Raw genomic sequence first — 19,161 nt, forward strand, 5'->3', positions numbered from 1 at the left:
TTTATAAATTCATTATTAAGTTATTTTTTAAGTAAATTCTTATAATAATATAAAATTAATCTATATATGAATATTGGAGTTGATTTAGTAGATATTGAACGTTTTAAAAATAAAGAATTTAATTTTTTTAAACGCTTTTTGCATAAAAATGAAATAAATTTTATTCAAATGCAAACTTCTGCTGATATAAAGATTATTTATGTTGCTTCAATTTGAGCGATAAAGGAAGCAATTTTTAAAGCAAATAATACATATTCACAGTTTAATAAAATTGAAATAAAACGTAAAAATAATCATTGATGACATGAAAATTTTTCTATTTCAATAAGTCATGAAAAAAACTTAATTGTAGCTTTTGTCGTAGAAAAAAAGGAGATATAAAATGAAATTTATTTTGAAACTTATATTATCTTTTCCTATATTAATTTTTAACTTATGAAGAATAAGAGTTTATGCTAGAAAATATAAAAAATATCCAGAACATTACTATCCTCAACAAAGAATTACATGATTAACTAAAAAAGTTAAATTATTTTTATGATTGTATGGTATTAAATTAATAGTTAAAGGATATGAAAATGTTCCTAAAGGTCAAGCAATTTTAGTTGCAAATCATAAATCAAATATTGATCCTATTTTATTACTTAAAGCTTTAGAAAAACAAACCGAAGAAACTGGTGTGCCTATAAAAATTCCAACTTTTTTAGCAAAAAAAGAATTAGAAAAATCTAAAATAGCAACTGCAGCAATTAAATTAACAGATTCATTTTTTATTGACAGACAAAATTTCAGAGAAGCTATAAAAACTTTAAACAATTTTGGTACATTTATTAAAAATAATCATACACTGGGTATTATATTTCCTGAAGGAACAAGAGTAAAAGAAAATAATTTAGGAGAATTTAAATCTGGTGCATTTAAAATAGCTATTAATCAATATTTGCCAATCATACCAGTTGCAATTAGTGATACTAGGGATGCTTTAAATAGAAAAAGAAAACACAAATTAAATATAACAGTAAAATTTTTATCCCCATTAAAACCTAATAATTTTATCACTATGAACAGTGATGCTTTAGCAAACAAAGTAAAAAAAATAATTGAGGATGAATTTAATAATGTCTAAAATAAGTTTATATGAGACTCAAGATAAAAAATATGATATCAAATTAGAAAATTTTGATGGTCCAATGGATTTGTTGCTAGCTTTAGTACAGGATAAAAATATTGATATAATGTCAGTAGATTTAGCTGAATTAGCCACAGAATATCTTAGAATAATTGATAATTTGAAAGAAAACGAAATAGATGTTGCTGGAGATTATTTAGTTATGGCTGCTACTTTGTTGGCATTAAAAACTAAAATGCTCTTGTATACTCCAGAAGAAAAACCAGAAATAGAAGAAGACAAAAGAGAAATTTTATCTCGTTTATATGAATATCAACAATTTAAAGAAATATCTAAAGCGCTTAGAGAACAAGAAGGGTTTAGAAAAGAAATATTTATAAAAAAATCTAGTAATATGGATGAATTTTTAATTGATGATGATAAATCATTATTAGAAGGTCACAGCAATCCATTAAAATTAATTACAGTTTTGAGAAAAATGTTCGAAAGATCATTTGCTAATCAGTTAAAAAAAACTAAATTAGAACATTTCAACTTAACACCTAAAGATCAAATTCCTTACATATTAAATTTATTTGATGAAAATGAAAATGTAACTTTTGAAATGATTTTTAATCAGCCTTCTTTAAATCATTTTGTAATTACACTAATGGCTGTTCTTGATTTAGCTAGAAGACAAATTATTAAATTAACACAAAAAGAACAATTTGGCATTATAACGTTTGAAAAAGGTGAAAACTATGAAAAATAATATTATTGAAGCTTTATTGTATGTGCAAGGTGATGAAGGGTTGGATTTAGAACAAATTAGAGAAATATTTGGTTTAAAAAATAAAGCGGAAGCAAAAAAAGTTATTAATGATTTTATAAAAATTTACAACTCTAGAGAAACTGCGTTAAAAGTTGTTGAATTTAATGAAATTTATAAATTAGCTACAAGAGAAACATATAAAGAATATATTCAAAAAATGGTACAAGTAGTTAAAAAACATCGTCTTTCTAATGCTGCAATAGAAGTAGCAGGAATAGTTGCTTATAAACAGCCGGTTACTCGTTCAATAATTAATAATATAAGAGGTGTTGCAAGCGATCAGGTATTAAATACTTTATTATTAAAAGGAGTTATTGAAGAAGTAGGTGTAAGTCCTACACCCGGTCATCCTGTTTTATATGGTGTAACTAATAAATTTTATGATTATTTTAAAATTAAATCTATGAATGAATTACCTAAATTAACTGAATTTAACTATATAGATGGTTTCGAAAATGAACACGAAGATTTTAATCTTTTTGACAGTCAAAGAAATGAAAATAATTTCAAAAATTAAGTGTACTTAGTACACTTTTATTATTTAAAATAATGAATAAACAATCTAATTGAAAAAAATATATAGTTACTTTAAATAATGATGAAAAAAAACTTTTAAATTATTTAAAAGAAATATTTAGTAATTATCCGTTAAATTTAATTTATAAAATAATAAGAAAAAAAGATGTAAAAATTAATGGTAAAAGAACAAATAATGAAAAACAAAAAATATATTTTAACGATATTATCGAAATATATTTCCCAGAGGAAATAAAAAATAAACAAAAACTCAACTTTAAAAATATTTCTATTGATTTTAATATTATTTATGAAGATAACAATATTTTAATAGTTGATAAACCTAAAGGTATTAGTATGCATTCAGATGCTAATAATTTAGATCTTCAAGTATTAAAATATTTAGATTACAATGATAAAAATAATAATGAATTTAAACCGAGTCATATTGGTAGATTAGATAAAGAAACTAGTGGAATATGTTTGTATGCTAAAAATTATTATTCTTTAGCCGAATTAAATAAAAAAACTAATTTTTTTGACAAAATTTACACTTTTAAATCAGATTATAATGGACCAGATAGAGAAATTAATTTATTTATTTGAAATAATAAAAATAATTATTTAGAAGCTAAAGAAACTTCGGATAAAAATCTAACTACAGCTAAAACATATATTTATAGAAAAAATAAAATTTGATATGCCAAAATTTTAACGGGTAAAAAACATCAAATAAGATTATCTTTAAAAACTATTGGTTTTCCTATTTTAGGAGATAAAAAATATTCAGGTAAATTATCTGATAGATTATATTTACATTGTAAAACAATAATTTTTCATAATTTAGATGGTAAACTTAAATATTTAAATAAAAAAGAATTTAATTCTAAAGTACCTTGAAAGGAAACTAATGAAAAACATTGACAAAAATAAATTAGTTGAAATCGTAAGTTCTATTATGTTAAAACCTAACGAAGATGTGATAAATCAGATTCTAATAGAGTGAGAAAATATTGAAAATAATTTAAAATTACTCGATAATCTAAATTTAAATAATGTTCAACCTTTAACACATATAAATGAAAATCTAAAACATGATTTTTTAAGAGAAGATATACCATCTGATAATTTTGCTATTGAAAAAACAGATATATTAAATAATGCTTTTGCTAAAGACAAGGATTATATATTAACTCAAAAGGTGGTTAAATAATGGAACTCAAACAAAAAGGTAACTGAAATAATGCTTATAAAGAATTACAAAATGATAATAATAATTCAGTTAGTACATTATTACATGAAAAAATAAAATTTGAAAAAAACAATAATCGATTAACAGAAGCTGTTTTTACTATTAAAGATAATTATGCAACTAATTTTGCAAAGAGTTCTGCATCAAGCAAAATTTTAGAAAATTTTTATCCTGCTTATAATGCAACTGCAGTAGAAAAATTACTTCAAAATGGAGCCTTGCCAATTGCTAAAGTTAATTGTGATGAATTAGCCTTAGGAGGAACAGGAACTTTTAGCGCGCATGGTTTAATCAAAAACCCTTTAGATAATAGTAGATTAGCTGGTGGGTCATCATCAGGTTCTATAGCAACTTTAACAAATAATGTAAGTTTTGCTTTAGCATCTGACACAGGTGATAGTGTAAGATTACCAGCAAGTTTTTGTGGCAAAGTAGGCTTTAAACCATCATATGGTGCAATAAGTAGATATGGATTATTCGCTTATGCTTCTTCTTTAGATACTGTAGCTTATTTTGCGCATAATGTTAATGATATTGCTTTGATTTCACAAATTTTATATGGTGAAGATGAAAAAGATTTCACAACTGTTAATGTAGATATATCAAACATAAAAAAGACAAAACCAAAAAAGATTGCCATTTTTAACGTGGATTATTTGTCTTTTGAGTTAAAAATTAAATGAGAAAAATTTATCAAAGATTTAAAAAATATTGATAATTTAGAAACTGAAATAGTTGATCCTGATATTGATGTTTTAAGAGCGATAAAACCAACTTATGAAATTATTTCTTATTCTGAAGCATCATCTAATTTAGCTAATTTAAACGGTATTGCTTTTGGTAATAGAAAAGATGGTAATAGTTGAGAAGAAATAATGACAAATACAAGAACAGAAGGTTTTGGGAAAATGGTTCAAAGAAGATTAACATTAGGAAGTTTTTTTCTTTATCAAAAAAATCAAGAAGAATTATTTATAAAAGCGCAAAAAGCACGTAGAAAAATAAAAAATTATTTTGATAATTTGCATTCTCAATATGATTTAATAATTTATCCTGCCTATGCTTCGTATGCGCCGTTAATAAAAAATAGAGAAAAAAATTATGATTATATGGAATATATTTTAACATCATCAAATTTGACTGGTAATCCATCTATTACATTACCATTTGCTAAAATTAATAATTTACCAATTAATTTAGCTTTAGATGCTCAAATTTATAAAGATGAAAAATTACTATCATATGCTTTATGAATAGAAGAATTTATTATTAGAAATAAGGAACATTATGAATAATTTTGAAGTAATTATTGGAATTGAAATTCATTTAGAATTAAATACAAAAACTAAAATGTTTTCGCCTTCTAAAAATGATTTTAATGCTGTTCCTAATACAACGATTAATCAAATTGATTTAGGATATCCTGGAACTTTACCCTTACCTAATAAACAAGCAGTTAAATTTGCCATAATGTTAGCCAAAGCGTTAAATATGCAAATTGATGATGAGTTACATTTTGATAGAAAAAATTATTTTTATACTGATTTACCTAAAGGTTATCAAATTACACAATTTTATAGACCGATAGGGAAAAATGGTAAATTAAATATAAATATTAATGGAATAAATAAAACAATAGATATAGAAAGAATTCATTTAGAAGAAGATACAGCAAGACAATACCATGAAGCAAATACTACCAAGTTAGATTATAATAGAGCAGGAGTACCACTTATAGAAATAGTAACTAAACCAGTAATAAGATCAAGCGAAGAAGCAATAGCTTATATCAATATGATCAAAAAAATTGCTTTAACTTTGGGAATTTCAGATGCTAAAATGGAAAATGGTTCTTTAAGAGCTGATTTAAATATTTCTCTAAGACCGCATGGATATAATGGTTTTGGTACTAAAGTAGAAATAAAAAATATGAATACATTTAGTAATGTTAAAACAGCAATTGAATATGAAATAAATTTGCAAACTAAAAATATCTTAACTAATATACCGATTTTACAAGAAACTAAAAGATTTGATGAAGGTACTCAAACTAACATTGTTATGAGAACTAAAACTGGTGAAGTAGATTATAAATATTTTCCAGAACCTAACATTCCGTTTATTAAATTGAGTAATGATTTTCTTAATAATATTTCTATACCTGAATTACCTTGAATTAAAGAGCAACGCTATAAAAATGAAAATATCAATACTATTTATATTAATAGTTTGATAAACAATATTAATTTAGCAAACTATTTTGATTCAATAAATTATAAAGATAGAGAAAAACTAGCAAAATTATTTTTTGCAGAAATAGTTCAATTGTCAAATAGTTTAAATAAAGAAGTAATTGATTTAAATATAAAAACTATTCATATAGAACAAGCTTTAAATTTATTAGATCAAGAAATTATTTCAGGAAAATCATTTAAAAAACTAATTACTTTATTACCAAATTTTGATCAGGAAAATATTGAAGATTTAGTAGAAAAATATAATTTAAAACAAATAAGCGATAAAAATAAAATAAATGAATTTATTTTAAAAAGTTTCAAAGATGAAATGCTGAATGATTATAATCAAAGACCTGAAAGAGTTATAAAACAAATTTTAGGTCAAGTAATGAAATTATCTGATGGCCAAGTTAATCCTAAAATTACCAACGATTTAGTAATTGAATTTTTAAAAAATAAAAAGAAAAATAATTAATACTAAATTAGATTAAGCAAATATTAAATAAAAAACTATTAAAAATATTTAATTTTTATTTTTAAAATAATTATTCTAATTTTTTATGCGTTTTGAATATATCACAAAACGTATTTTTTTATTTATTTTTTAAATTTATACTTTTTGATGGCAATATTTTTTAATAATTTTATGCTATCATCATTTATTATTTTATTTACATTTACCGTTTTTTCTTTTTGGTTTTTTAATTTTTATCTTATAAATATTTATATTATTTGATTAAATTCTTTTTTAAATTAGTATATAAAACAATATATTATTTTATCTTTATTAAATTTTTAAAAATTAAATCATATTTTTTAAATAAATTATCTAATTGTCCTCTTTTTTACTAATATCATGATCATCTCTTATTTTTTTCAAATGAATGATCTATAAATAAAATTTTTTTATTATTAATAATTTTTTTCTAATTTTTTGATGAATTGTTCATAACTAATATACATAATTTTCTTTTAATTAAATTATTTAAAATAATAAATTTATTAAAAGTATTCTAGAAATATTAACTTTTAAAACATAAAAATAATAAAAATAAAGAATAAAATAAACAAAATACTATCAAAACGATCTAAAAATCCGCCATGACCTAGAAGAATTCTTGAATAGTCTTTGATACCATTTAAACGTTTGATTAAAGAAAAATATAAATCTCCTATTGCGGCAATTAATGGTGCTAATAACACAAAAATAATTTGTTTTATTAAACTATAATTATGCATTTGGAATAGATTTAAACTAAAAGTTAAAACACTGGCAATAATAATTGCTATAAGCGATCCAAAGATAAACCCTTCTCATGTTTTATTAGGAGAAATAATAGGAGCAAAAGATTTTTTTATAATTTTTTTGCCTAAATATTTACCCGCAAAAAAACCACCAGTATCATAACTAATTGCAATTGCAAGAGGAATTAATCATAGTTTATAATCAAAATCTAGAAAAATCATAAATGATTTCATGACAATAGAAAATAAATACGAAGTAAATAATACATAAAAAGTTCTTAATAATAAATCATTAAAAGTTAATTTTCTAGTAATTTTTTCAATAATAAAAAATATTAATGAAACAGCTAAAATAATAATTATTGTTTCTCAACTTTGCGCAATATTTTGTATAAAAATAATAATTTGTCGTGTATCAAAAGGTTGTTGAAAATTGTTCTGATGTATTTGTATTAAGTTAGTAAGAGGAAAAACAATGCTAGCTACTAAAGATAAAGTTAACAAATAAATAAAAATATTTTTTAAACGCATTGCTTTAAAAAATTCATAACTAAAAATTGCAGTAATAAAACTTATAAAAACTAAAGTTATTATTCTACTTTCATAATAAATGGGCGAAAATATAGAAAGAGGTATAACAATTCCTAAAGAAATAACAAGTAATATTAATGCTGGAATAATTCTTTCTTTTAGTAATTTCATAATATAAATTATAACAACTTGAATTATTTTGCTTATTATATTTAAAATTAAATATAATTTAAAAAAATACACAATATAGGGGAAAATGTGAAGTATAAAAGAATTTTAGTCAAACTCTCAGGTGAAGGTTTAGCTAATAAAGATAAAAGTTTAGCAATTGACTATGAATTAGTTGAAGACATAGCAAAACAATTAAAAACGGTTATTGATGAAAATGTGCAAGTTGCTATTGTAGTTGGAGGAGGTAATTTTTGACGTGGAGTAAGCGCGGAAAGAAATGGTATACCTAGAAATAGAGCTGATTATATAGGTATGCTTGCAACAATTATGAATGGATTAGCCTTAAGAAGCGGTTTTGAAAAAGTTGGTATTAAGGCAAGAGTGCAATCTTCAATAATGATAGATCAAAAAGTAGCAGAAAATTATGTGAATGAAAAAACATTAAAATATTTGCAAGAAGGTGAAGTAGTAATTTTTGCTGGTGGAACTGGTAGACCATATTTTACTACTGATACTGCGGCAACCTTATTTGCCTCAGAAATTAAAGCAGAAGTAATTTTAATGGGTAAAAATGGTGTGGATGGCATTTATGATAAAGATCCAAGAACTAACGCTGACGCTAAACATTATGAAAAAATTACTTATGATGAAATTTTGGAAAAAAAATTACAGGTAATGGATTTAACCGCTACAAGCATGGCAAGAGATAATAATATTAACCTAATAGTATTTAATATATTAGAGAAAAATTCAATTGTTAAAGTATTAAAAAATGAAATTAAATTCACGGAGGTGATTAAATAATGGAATTTGAATTATATAATTATGAATTCGATATGGAAGCACAGAAAGTTTTAGATCATTATGTTTTTGAACTTTCAAAAATTTCTACTGGAAGAGCAAACCCACAATTAGTTAAAGGTATAAAAATTAATTATTATGATAGTTTAACTTCTTTAGAAGAACTTGCTAATATAAGCGTACCCGAAGCACAACAATTATTAATTAAACCTTATGATGTTTCAATTAATAAAGAAATTTCAAAAGTAATTTTAGCTGAAAATTTAAATGTGTCAGTTGCTGATGAAGGTAATCAAGTTAGATTAACTTTTGCACCTTTAACTACTGAAAAACGTAAAGAATTAGTAAAAGGATTAAATAAATTTACAGAATCAGCTAAAGTTGGTATTAGAAATACTCGTCAAAATGTTAATAAAAGAATTAAAGCGGATGAAGAATTATCAGAAGATCTTCAAAGAAATTATTTGGATAAAATTCAAAAATTAACTGATGAAAAAATAGCTCATATTGATCAATTAACTAAAAATAAAGAAAAAGAATTATTAACTATTTAATCTTTAAAAAATTTAAATAATAAAGTTTAAATACTTTGTTATTTTTTATTTAAATAATTAAGTATTATAATTTATATAAATTATAAGAGAGGGCCAAATGTTTAATTTAGAAGGTGGAAAATTATTTAAAAAATGAAGTATTAGAAAAATTTCTTTTGTTGGTATTTTAATAGCAATATCTGTAGTTTTTCTTGTTATATCAGTTGGAATAATGCCATTTTTTTCTTATCCTTCTTTTAAAATTAGTTTTATTGGTTTACCTGTTAAAATAACAGGATTTATTTTTGGACCTATTGTTGGTGGATTAGTTGGTTTATTGAGTGATTTGATAAGTTTTTTATTTTTGCCAACTAACTATAATCCTTTATATACTTTAGCTACGGCTTCTAATGGAATAATTGCGGGAATTATTGGTTGATTATTTTTAAAACTATTTCGTTATTATTTTGGAGGAGCTTTTAGAGATACTGTTTATGAAACAAAAATTATTCTTTTAAATAAACAATTAATTAAATTAAAATTAACTAATCCAGATTCTAAAAAAATAAAAAAAATATTAAACAAAATATTAAATTTTGGTGAAAAAAGAAAAAAAATTAGAATAGTAGGAACTAGAGGGACATTATTAAATTTTAACGTTACAATAGCTACTTTGTTTTTAATGCTAATTATCTTTTTAATTATTTGATTAATTTATACACAAGTAAGTGACTTGCAAATTACTTCAGGCATTATTAAAAATAGATTTGTTTTAACAATGTTGATGATAACCGGTTTTGGTGCAATGATTATTTTTTTATGATTTGCCAGATTTAAAATGAAAGCACGTCATTTCTTTATAATTGTACCAATTGTAGTATTTTCAGCATTTATTGAATTAGTTAATGTGCCTATTTTATCTTTAGCGGATGCTTTTTCTAATTCAACAGGAACTAATAGTATTTTTGTTTATATTTTTACTCATACAATACTTTCACCTGTAAAAATTTGAGTAAATATGATAGTAATATTTTTTACATATAACATTATTAATCCATTAATTAATAAAAATAATGGCATTACGTATTAAGCCGTTATTTTTTTGCTAGATTTTCTTAGGAGTAAAATGAAAAATAATAAGATGCTAAAAATTTATGTTTGTGGACCAACAGTTTATAATCATGTTCATATTGGTAATTTAAGGCCGATATTAACTTTTGATTTAATATTAAAAGCTGCAAGAGAATTAAATTATGATTTCAAATTCATTCACAATATAACAGATATAGATGATAAAATTATTGAAAAAGCAATAAAAGAAAATAAAAACGAAAAAGAAATAAGTAATTTTTTTACTAATAAATATCTTGAATTATTAAATATTTTGAATATTAATACAATTACAAATTTAGAAAAAGTGACAGATAATTTACCTTTGATTGACAATTATATTAATAAATTAGTAATATCAAAAAACGCGTATTTAGATGAAAATCAAAATGTTTGGTTCGACGTTAAAAAAAATATAAAAGCATATGGTAATGTCTCTAATCAAAAATTAAGTAATATGATTTTTGAAGATAAATATAAAGCAAAAAAATTTGAAGCAGATTTTGCTTTATGAAAACAAACTAATATAGGAGTCCAGTTTAATTCATCTTTTGGCATGGGTCGTCCAGGTTGACATACTGAATGCGTGGCATTAATAGATAAACATTTTGCTGAAGAAGAATTAGATTTTCATGGTGGTGGTATGGATTTAACTTTTCCGCATCATGAAAATGAAAACATACAACATTGAGCATTATATAATAAAAATCTTTGCAAAAATTGATTAAGAACTGGCCAAATAAATTTAGAAGGTGTAAAAATGTCTAAATCTTTGGGTAATGTTATTTTAGCAAAAGATTTTTTAAATAAATATGGACCTGCAATTTTAAAATTATTATTTTTTAATAGTAAAATAACTGCTCCAATTAATATTACAGATGAATTGATTTCTAATATGCAACAAATAGAAAATAAATACAAAAAATTCATTTTTAAATTTTTTGTAGATAAATTAGATGTTAATATTGATAATGATAATTTAATAAATAATAAAAAATATACTGATATTTTATTATCGGTATATAATCAAGATTTTGCTAAATATAATTTTTTAGTTAATGAATTGTTTAAATTAATTAATAAGGAAAATGATATTGAAAATAAAATTGTTCTCTTTAAGATATTCAATTTATTCCACAGTGAATTAACAGATAAAAATAAATATTTAAAACATATTGAAATATTTAAAAAATGACAGGAATTTTTAGAACAAAAAGAATATAGCAAAGCTGATAATTTAAGACAAATTTTAATTGATGTTAATTTAATTTAGTTAAACAAAAGACAAAAAAACGGAAGGTATTTTATGGAAAAATTAATATTGTGTGGGAGAAACAGCGTTTTTGATGCTATTGATAATAATTTTCAAATTGAAAAAATTTTCATAAGTTATGAAAATATTAAATTACTACAAAAACTTTCACACACTAAAATTAAAATAGAGAAAAAAAACAAACAATTTCTTGATAATATGACAAAAGAAAATCATCAAGGGATAATTGCAATTTTAAAATTTTTTCCTATTTATGATATAAATACTTTTTTTAATGATAAACCTTCAAATATTTTAATTTTAGATCATATTCAAGATCCACATAATTTAGGTGCAATTATTAGAACAGCGAATGCTTTTGGTATAAAACATATAATAATTTCTAAAGATCGCTCTGCTGATATTACGGCAACTGTTTTAAAAATTTCTTCAGGCGGTTTTATTGATATAAAAATTGCTAAAGTTGCCAATATTTCTGCCGTTATTAAAAAATTAAAAGAACATAATTATTGAATTTTTGCCACTGCTTTATCTGAAAAAGCAATTTCCTTAGAAAAAATTAAATTCAGTAAAAAAAATGTATTAATTGTTGGCAACGAAGAAAAAGGAATAAGTCTTCCTGTTTTAAAAATGTCGGATCAAGTAATATACATTAAACAATTTGGAAAAGTTCAATCATTAAATGTTTCTGTAGCAACAGGAATTTTATTATATGAATTAACAAAGGAAAATAATTGTTAGAAATTTTTGAAAAATTCAATTTAGCTATAAATAGCAAAGATAATAATCTGTTAAAAAATATATTTGATACTTTAAAATTAGATCAATTAATTAGACTTATACACTATGTATATGGTAAAGATTTACAAAATAATATTAAATTTACTTTATCTAAATACCATTCAAATTTGATAGATTCTTTTGATATTTATAATTCCTTCTTGTTCGACCTAAAGAAAATTTTAAAAAATTATGATCCTAATCTTAATAAAACAAATTTTTGAACATATCTTAATAATACTTCAAGACTGTATGCAATTAATAAGGTTAAATATTGAAATGCTAAAAAAAGAAACATCAAATGTGTAGATTATGATATAGAAGATTTTAGTTTTATTGAAGATATAGATGCACTGAAAGATATTTTTAGTTCTATTGAGAAAGAAGATTTTTTAAAATTAAAAAAACTTTTAAATGAAGATGATTTATTTTATTTAAATTATTTGAAAAATAAAAATAAACATATATCTGCTCAAAAGATAAATTTATGGCGTAAAAAAATGTTGAAGAAATTAAATGCTTATTATGGTGATAAATATAAATTTAATATATAATTATTAAAAGTCCTTTATGGGCTTTTTTAAATTAAACAAGGTATAATTTTTATATGCAAAAAAGAAAAGTAAAACTAAGTTGTGCTAATTGTTATAACTTTAATTACGTAACCAATAAAAGCTTACAAAATCTTAAAAGAATTGAAATTAAAAAATTTTGCCCTAAATGTAAATTGCATACTTTGCACAAAGAGGAAAAATAATGAAAAATAATTTAAAAAATGTATCTAAAAAAGAAAAAAAATACTTTTTTCGTAAATTAATTAAAGAAATTAAACGGGTTAGATGACCATCAAAAAAAACAAATTGAACCTCTTTTTTACAAGTTATTATTTTTTCAAGTCTTTTTGTCGCTTTTGTAGTAATAGTAGCTACAGTATTAACTTTAATTTGAAATACTGTAGGATTTAATTAGGAGTTAATTATGGAACAAAAAAAATATTCATGATATATGATAAGTACTGTTAGTGGTAAAGAAGATCAAGTAGTTGAAGCTTTAAAAAATAGAATTGTTAGCGAACAGGTTCAAGAATCATTTGATATGAACGCCACAACTGAAGGACCTTTTAAGATTTTTAAAAAACCAACTATTTCTAAAACAGAATTAAAAAAACGTGAAGAAGGTGAACCATATAAAGTTAAATATATAAATATTTATAGTGGATATATTTTTATACATATGGATATGACTGATAAAGCTTGATTCGTAATACGTAATACTCAATACGTAACAGGATTAATTGGTTCATCAGGAAAAGGTGCCAAACCAACACCTGTATCTTTAAGAGAAATAAAGAAAAGCTTCAATAAGGAAGAAAAATATATGAGAGATTTTCAACTAGGTATTTTTGAAGATGAATTTTTTGAAGGTGATATTGTTGAAGTTACAGCAGGCCCTTTTAAAGGCGAAACTGGTAAAATTATAAGTTTAAATAATCAAAAAAGAGAAGCGGAAATTGAAATCGAATCTAACGGTAAAAAAATACCAGTTTATTTTGAATTTAAAATTTTAAAAAATATTGATAAATAATTTTTTTGTATTATAATTATTTTAATGCATCTTAAGTTAAGATGATTATTCAACTTTGTTGGATTTCCAAGAGTATATTACTCCTTCCCTTAAATAATTTAAATAAATTTATGAGTAAATTTGTTTTATGTTTTTAAATATCTCCAATATTTTAAAAAGGACTAAAAACAAGTCCTTTTTTATTTATTTTAAAGTTAAAAAAAGTTTTAAAAAATTAAAAAGTGTATTTTTATGCTAAAATTTAATTAAAAATAAACTTTTTGGAGGAATAATGGAAAAAGAAAATTGCAAAAAATGTTGTAAAACTGAAAAAACATGCGAAACCAAAAACGCTTGCGAAGCCAAAAACGCTTGCGAAGCCAAAAACGCTTGCGAAGCCAAAAACGCTTGCGAAACCAAAAACGCTTGCGAAACCAAAAACGCTTGCGAAGCCAAAAACGCATGTGAACAAACATGTAAAAAAGAAACTAAATCTTGTCCTTGTGAAAATAAAGAACAAAAAACATGTGAAGCTAAATGTGGATGTGAAAAATAATTTATTTTTTATATAATTAAAGCACTATAGGAGTGCTTTTTTTATGTCTAAAATTAAAATAAATCAAATATTTTATAATCTTAAAATCGAAAAATTAAGTTATGAATTTTTTGGTAGTATAAAACTTCTAAATAAAACTATTTTAATTGAAAATGTATTAGAAAATGAAATTGTTGATATAAAAATTAATATGGTAAATAGTAAATATGCCTTAGCAGAAGTTATTAATTATCATACTTATAGTCCAATAAGAATATCAAAACTAAACAATGCTTCTTCACCTCTTAATATTATTCATTATGATAATCAAATAATTTTTAAAGAAAAAATGATAAAAGAATTATTTACAAGAAACTTAAATTTCGAAAATATTGAAAAAATGGTGACTACAAATAATAAATTTAATTATAGAAATAAATTAAAATTTTTTGTTAAATTAAAAAATAATATTTTTACTTTTGGACATCATCTACAAAAAACTAATAAATTTCAAAAAGAACAAAATTTTATTTTAGCCAATAATAAAATTAATAATTTAATTAATATCATTAAATTAAAATTAAACGAAATAGTAAATAAAAAGGATATTTTTGAATATATAACAATTTATAAAAGTAATTTTAATGATCATTTTCAAATTTTATTTTCAGTAAAACAAAAATTGAATGAGGAATATATAAATAAAATTATGGAATTAATTGGTCATAAAGTGATATTAATTGCATTAAAAAATAAAAATAATTTTTTAGATATTATTTATCAAGATAAGAAAAAACATTTTTTACAAAAAATAAATAATTTACAATTTATTCTATCGCCAGAAAGTTTTTTTCAAGTAAATGATTATCAAATTGTTCCTCTTTATGAAATATTAAAAAATAATTTAAATTTATCAATAGATGATGTTTTATTAGATGCTTATTGTGGTGTTGGTACAATAAGTTTATATCTATCTAATTTGGTTAAATATGTATATGGAATTGAAATTGTCAAAAAAGCAGTTGAAAATGCAAAAATTAATAAAATTATCAATAACATAAAAAATGTTGATTTTTATACTGGAGATTTAGAAAAACAATTTAACTGAAAACAGTTTAATTATCCAATAAACAAAGTAATTGTAGATCCACCTAGATCAGGATTATCTAATTTATTAATTGAAAAAATTATTTTGTTAAGACCTAAATTAATTGGATATGTTTCTTGCAATATTCATACTTTAATAAGGGATTTAAAAATTTTTATTAATAATAATTATGTTATTAAAAAAGTTATACCAGTTGATATGTTTCCACAAACACCACATGTAGAGATTGTAGTAATTTTGCAAGATAAAAAAACTTAAAATATTTTTTTCTTTAAAAATATTATAATTATGTTATGCATTATTGCATATGCATATTAAAAATATAAAAGGTTGATAATATGAAAAATTATATTAAGAAATTATTATTAGGTACTAGTTTAATTAGTCCTCTTACAGTTTTAGCTGCAACAGTGTCATGTGGTAATAATTCACATCCTAAAGCGCCTAAAGAATTAATAAATCAAGTAGAATTTCACAATGATTTAAAACTTACAGCTGAAGAAGTTGCAAATATTCCTAAAATAGCTGTAATTCCAGATGGTAATTTATATGATAAATCATTTCATCAATCAGGATGAGAAGGAGTTATCGGTTTTGCTGAATATAACAATATTCCTTTTGAAAAATATGATGCTTATGAAATAACAGGAAGTACATTAACTGAACAATATGAAGCAGCTCTTAATTCAGGAGCCAAAATTTTTGTTTTGGTAGGATTTGATAATCAAGCTCCATTTACAGAATTTTATAAAAAGAATAAACAAAAATTCATTGATGAAAAAATTGTTGTTTTAACTGTTGATTTTGCCACAGATACACAAGAAACAAAAGGTTCTGTAATTAGTTTATTGTATGATACAAAACCAGCAGCTTTTATGGCTGGATACGCCGCTGGGGAATATTATAGTAATTTAGAAGAAGGTAAAAGAACATACTCAACTTTTGGTGGCCAAACTTTTGAGGGCGTAACTGATTATATGGAAGGATTTATGAAAGGTGTTTATTATTGAAATACTCAAAATCCAACTAAAAAATTAACTTGAGCTGCAAATGATAATAATGTATATACAAATGCTTTGTTTAATATAAATGATAACAACAAACAAAGTGAAGTAAATAATTTTGTTATTAACCACAAACCTGGAATTATTTTAGGTGTTGGTGGATTATGAACACAATGAGTATCAAGTCAACAATCAGTAGATGTTGTAGTAGGAGTGGATACAGATCAAGCTCTAGCAGATATTGCTTCAAGTCATAAATACTTCACTTCAATTTTTAAAAATATAGCTCAGTCAGTTTATGAAGTATTATCTTACTATGTTAAAGGCCAATTTAATAAATTAGATAATTTTGCTTTAGGCTCAGAAAATGTTGTTATTAAAAGAAGCTATGAAGAAAAATGAGTAGATATTTCCAAAACTCACTTAACTACTAACGATGCTGATAAAGCTACAACAGCAATTAAAAATGCTCACAGCGTATATGAAAATCTTTCGGAAGAATTAAAAAATTGAATTAGAAGTCAAAAAGCAACTATAGATTCAGAAGAAATAAGTGATATACAAACTCGTTTAAACGCTTTAGCACAAGCAACAAAATAAAAATAAATTAAAGGTAAATAAAATATATGAAAAAATTAAAATTTTTACTCCCACTTACATTGACAACTACTTTGATTACACCTGCTTTAGTTATAGCATGTAAAAAAGAAGAACAAATTAAACCAGAGGAACCTGTTAATCCATCAACTCCAGAAACTCCAAAAGATCCAACAGATAATACTCCAAGTGAACAAAATAAAGCTTTAGAAACCGCTAAAACTAATTTACAAAAAGAATTAGCTAAAGTTACCAGTGAATTAGAAAAATCATTAACTAAATTTTCTAATTTAGAAGTTTTAAATAAAATTAAAGAAACTAAATCAGCTGCAGAAACAATTTTAGCTGAAGGAACTAATTTAGAAAAAATTAATGAAAATACTAATGCTTTAAATCTTGTAATACAAGAAGCAACAACATTAATTAAAACTAATACTGATGCTTTAAATAGCTTAACTAATAATTTAACTAATTCTAAGAAATTACTTGATATTTTAAAAGAAAATTCAGCAAGTAAAATTCAATTACAAGCAATTTATAATGATGCAGAAAAAGAAGCAAAAGCTGAAATAACTACTTTAGAAAAAATTCAAACTAATAATAAAGAATTACATAAACAATTTATATTAGTTAAAAATTCTCGTGATTTTTTAATTGGCGATACTGAAGATAAAGCAACTTCATTTAGTTTCGAAGAATTAGAAACCGAAAAAGCTAAAAAATTAAAAACAACCATTGAAAAAGCAGTAGATGCTAATTCAAAATATGAAGTAGGAGAAAGAGCACCATATACTTTTGTTTATAATTATCAAGATAAAAGAATAGTTCTTTTCGAAGGCAGAGTAAGTTGAAGAGATGGTAGTTATACCGTTATTCTAAATATTAAAGCTGATGAATTATTACCTAATGGAGCACAATTGATTAATGCTATTGATCCATTAAGTAATAGAGGAAATTTAAGTACATTTTTAGATGCTGGTATTTTAGATGGTAAATTAGTTCTTAGATTTAAAACAGGTATTTATCCAAAAACCATTAATGAAAATTCTGATTTTCATGCAGCTATTGATTTAAATGTTTTATTAACACAAGAAGAAGTTAAAAAAGCCGTTGAAAATGCTTTAAATGATATTACTAGATTATTTAGCATAGCTAATGTAAATGATGGTGATACTGATTATAAATCTCAATTGGAAACTTTAAAACAAGAAGCTCAAAAAATTAAAGGTGAAGAATTTAAAGTTGCAGAAGCTACAGCATTTTTAACTAAATATGACAAAATTAAAAAAGATTATGGTTTAGCTTTAACAAATAATATTCTTACTATGATTAATCCAACTTTATCTAAATATCAAAATATAACTAATGAAAAAACTAATGCTGATAAAGAAGCATTACAAACTTTAAGTCAAAATCTTGATGTAAATACTATTCTTGAAAATGATAATTATAGAAATACTTATGATCAAGCTAGAAAATTAGTTTCGCAATTAGAAAATAAATATGAAGAAGTAATTTTAGAACAAGAGAAAAAGAATGGTCAAGAAGTAGCAGAAAAATTAACTTCTAAATTAGAAGAATTAAAAGCTAAATATACTGATGAAAAATATAAATCTAATTTAGAAAATCTTACTAAAACTGTAGAAGAACTTAAAAAGACTTATACTGAAAAAGGTATAAATGAAAATAGAATGGTTCAAGCTCTTAGATTTGTTGAGAGAATGGAAGAATTAGTAACCAAAAATGTTACTAGTGAAAATTAATTTAATAATTTAACAAAAAAATCACACAAAAATTGTGTGATTTTTTTTGTTAAAAATAAAAAGTTAGCAAACACTATACTTCTTGATGTGGCTGCTTCATTTCTGACCTGACCAGATTACAAGGTTATAGTTTTACTAACAAATAAATTATAACAATAATTATTATTTTTATGAAAAAAAATAAAAAGTTTCATAATTTAAC

General features: G+C 22.9%; 22 protein-coding genes and 1 other RNA gene. 21 read left to right on the forward strand and 2 right to left on the reverse strand.

The window, feature by feature from the left end:
- Positions 1-66 precede the first annotated feature (66 nt).
- The 8 genes from VBM87_RS00725 to gatB are packed head-to-tail and all read left to right on the forward strand — an operon-like array spanning position 67 to position 6,420.
- Positions 67-381, forward strand: coding sequence for a 4'-phosphopantetheinyl transferase superfamily protein (locus tag VBM87_RS00725; protein WP_257075994.1), 315 nt, complete (start codon positions 67-69; stop codon positions 379-381).
- A gap of 1 nt (position 382) precedes the next feature.
- Positions 383-1,126, forward strand: a complete 744-nt coding sequence (locus VBM87_RS00730; RefSeq protein ID WP_323176942.1) for a lysophospholipid acyltransferase family protein — start codon at positions 383-385, stop codon at positions 1,124-1,126.
- Positions 1,119-1,880, forward strand: coding sequence for a segregation/condensation protein A (locus VBM87_RS00735; protein WP_323176943.1), 762 nt, complete (start codon positions 1,119-1,121; stop codon positions 1,878-1,880). Before VBM87_RS00730 ends, VBM87_RS00735 begins: the two co-directional genes overlap by 8 nt.
- Positions 1,870-2,457, forward strand: coding sequence for an SMC-Scp complex subunit ScpB (gene scpB, locus VBM87_RS00740; protein ID WP_323176944.1), 588 nt, complete (start codon positions 1,870-1,872; stop codon positions 2,455-2,457). The genes VBM87_RS00735 and scpB overlap by 11 nt, the downstream gene beginning before the upstream one ends.
- Before the next feature lie 32 nt (positions 2,458-2,489).
- Entirely contained in the window at positions 2,490-3,389 is a 900-nt protein-coding gene (locus VBM87_RS00745) for an RluA family pseudouridine synthase (protein ID WP_323176945.1), read from the forward strand.
- On the forward strand, positions 3,367-3,669 hold the full coding sequence (locus VBM87_RS00750; RefSeq protein WP_323176946.1) for a glutamyl-tRNA amidotransferase: 303 nt from the start codon (positions 3,367-3,369) through the stop codon (positions 3,667-3,669). The genes VBM87_RS00745 and VBM87_RS00750 overlap by 23 nt, the downstream gene beginning before the upstream one ends.
- Positions 3,669-5,003 (forward strand): amidase family protein, encoded by a 1,335-nt coding sequence (locus tag VBM87_RS00755; RefSeq protein ID WP_323176947.1) that lies wholly within the window; start codon positions 3,669-3,671, stop codon positions 5,001-5,003. Before VBM87_RS00750 ends, VBM87_RS00755 begins: the two co-directional genes overlap by 1 nt.
- Positions 4,996-6,420, forward strand: a complete 1,425-nt coding sequence (gene gatB / locus VBM87_RS00760) for an Asp-tRNA(Asn)/Glu-tRNA(Gln) amidotransferase subunit GatB (RefSeq protein ID WP_323176948.1) — start codon at positions 4,996-4,998, stop codon at positions 6,418-6,420. Before VBM87_RS00755 ends, gatB begins: the two co-directional genes overlap by 8 nt.
- Before the next feature lie 554 nt (positions 6,421-6,974).
- Here gatB and VBM87_RS00765 read toward each other — a convergent pair.
- Positions 6,975-7,892, reverse strand: coding sequence for a phosphatidate cytidylyltransferase (locus VBM87_RS00765; protein ID WP_323176949.1), 918 nt, complete (start codon positions 7,890-7,892; stop codon positions 6,975-6,977).
- Between the two features lie 87 nt (positions 7,893-7,979).
- Between VBM87_RS00765 and pyrH the strand changes: the two genes are divergently transcribed.
- From pyrH to VBM87_RS00830, 13 genes are all read left to right on the forward strand, one after another.
- The gene (gene pyrH / locus VBM87_RS00770) at positions 7,980-8,696 is read left to right on the forward strand and encodes a UMP kinase (protein ID WP_257076011.1); all 717 of its coding nucleotides are present in this window, start codon (positions 7,980-7,982) and stop codon (positions 8,694-8,696) included.
- A complete protein-coding gene (gene frr, locus VBM87_RS00775; protein WP_323176950.1) occupies positions 8,696-9,247 on the forward strand; it encodes a ribosome recycling factor in 552 nt (183 codons plus the stop codon). Before pyrH ends, frr begins: the two co-directional genes overlap by 1 nt.
- Positions 9,248-9,344: 97 nt before the next feature.
- On the forward strand, positions 9,345-10,316 hold the full coding sequence (locus VBM87_RS00780) for an ECF transporter S component (RefSeq protein ID WP_323176951.1): 972 nt from the start codon (positions 9,345-9,347) through the stop codon (positions 10,314-10,316).
- 36 nt (positions 10,317-10,352) lie between these two features.
- Positions 10,353-11,609 (forward strand): class I tRNA ligase family protein, encoded by a 1,257-nt coding sequence (locus tag VBM87_RS00785; RefSeq protein ID WP_323176952.1) that lies wholly within the window; start codon positions 10,353-10,355, stop codon positions 11,607-11,609.
- 33 nt (positions 11,610-11,642) lie between these two features.
- Positions 11,643-12,350: a 23S rRNA (guanosine(2251)-2'-O)-methyltransferase RlmB gene (rlmB, locus tag VBM87_RS00790; RefSeq protein WP_323176953.1), complete on the forward strand. Its 708-nt coding sequence runs from the start codon at positions 11,643-11,645 to the stop codon at positions 12,348-12,350.
- Positions 12,344-12,943, forward strand: coding sequence for a hypothetical protein (locus VBM87_RS00795; protein WP_257076018.1), 600 nt, complete (start codon positions 12,344-12,346; stop codon positions 12,941-12,943). Before rlmB ends, VBM87_RS00795 begins: the two co-directional genes overlap by 7 nt.
- A 53-nt stretch (positions 12,944-12,996) precedes the next feature.
- Entirely contained in the window at positions 12,997-13,146 is a 150-nt protein-coding gene (rpmG, locus tag VBM87_RS00800) for a 50S ribosomal protein L33 (protein WP_257076019.1), read from the forward strand.
- On the forward strand, positions 13,146-13,358 hold the full coding sequence (gene secE / locus VBM87_RS00805) for a preprotein translocase subunit SecE (RefSeq protein ID WP_323176954.1): 213 nt from the start codon (positions 13,146-13,148) through the stop codon (positions 13,356-13,358). Before rpmG ends, secE begins: the two co-directional genes overlap by 1 nt.
- 9 nt (positions 13,359-13,367) lie before the next feature.
- Entirely contained in the window at positions 13,368-13,973 is a 606-nt protein-coding gene (gene nusG / locus VBM87_RS00810; RefSeq protein WP_257076248.1) for a transcription termination/antitermination protein NusG, read from the forward strand.
- A gap of 271 nt (positions 13,974-14,244) precedes the next feature.
- Positions 14,245-14,508 (forward strand): hypothetical protein, encoded by a 264-nt coding sequence (locus VBM87_RS00815; RefSeq protein WP_323176955.1) that lies wholly within the window; start codon positions 14,245-14,247, stop codon positions 14,506-14,508.
- Between the two features lie 43 nt (positions 14,509-14,551).
- Positions 14,552-15,853, forward strand: a complete 1,302-nt coding sequence (gene rlmD, locus VBM87_RS00820; RefSeq protein WP_323176956.1) for a 23S rRNA (uracil(1939)-C(5))-methyltransferase RlmD — start codon at positions 14,552-14,554, stop codon at positions 15,851-15,853.
- An 80-nt stretch (positions 15,854-15,933) separates the two neighbouring features.
- Positions 15,934-17,199 carry a BMP family ABC transporter substrate-binding protein gene (locus VBM87_RS00825; RefSeq protein WP_323176957.1) on the forward strand — a complete coding sequence of 422 codons (1,266 nt, stop codon included), beginning with the start codon at positions 15,934-15,936 and terminating at the stop codon, positions 17,197-17,199.
- Positions 17,200-17,225: 26 nt separating this feature from the next.
- The gene (locus VBM87_RS00830; RefSeq protein ID WP_323176958.1) at positions 17,226-18,959 is read left to right on the forward strand and encodes a hypothetical protein; all 1,734 of its coding nucleotides are present in this window, start codon (positions 17,226-17,228) and stop codon (positions 18,957-18,959) included.
- Between the two features lie 56 nt (positions 18,960-19,015).
- Here VBM87_RS00830 and ffs read toward each other — a convergent pair.
- Positions 19,016-19,102: signal recognition particle sRNA small type (gene ffs / locus VBM87_RS00835), an RNA gene on the reverse strand.
- Positions 19,103-19,161: the final 59 nt, after the last annotated feature.

Origin of the sequence: Mycoplasma sp. 744, assembly GCF_034863305.1 — a bacterium.
In the GTDB taxonomy this organism is placed as follows: domain Bacteria; phylum Bacillota_I; class Bacilli_A; order Mycoplasmatales; family Metamycoplasmataceae; genus Mycoplasmopsis.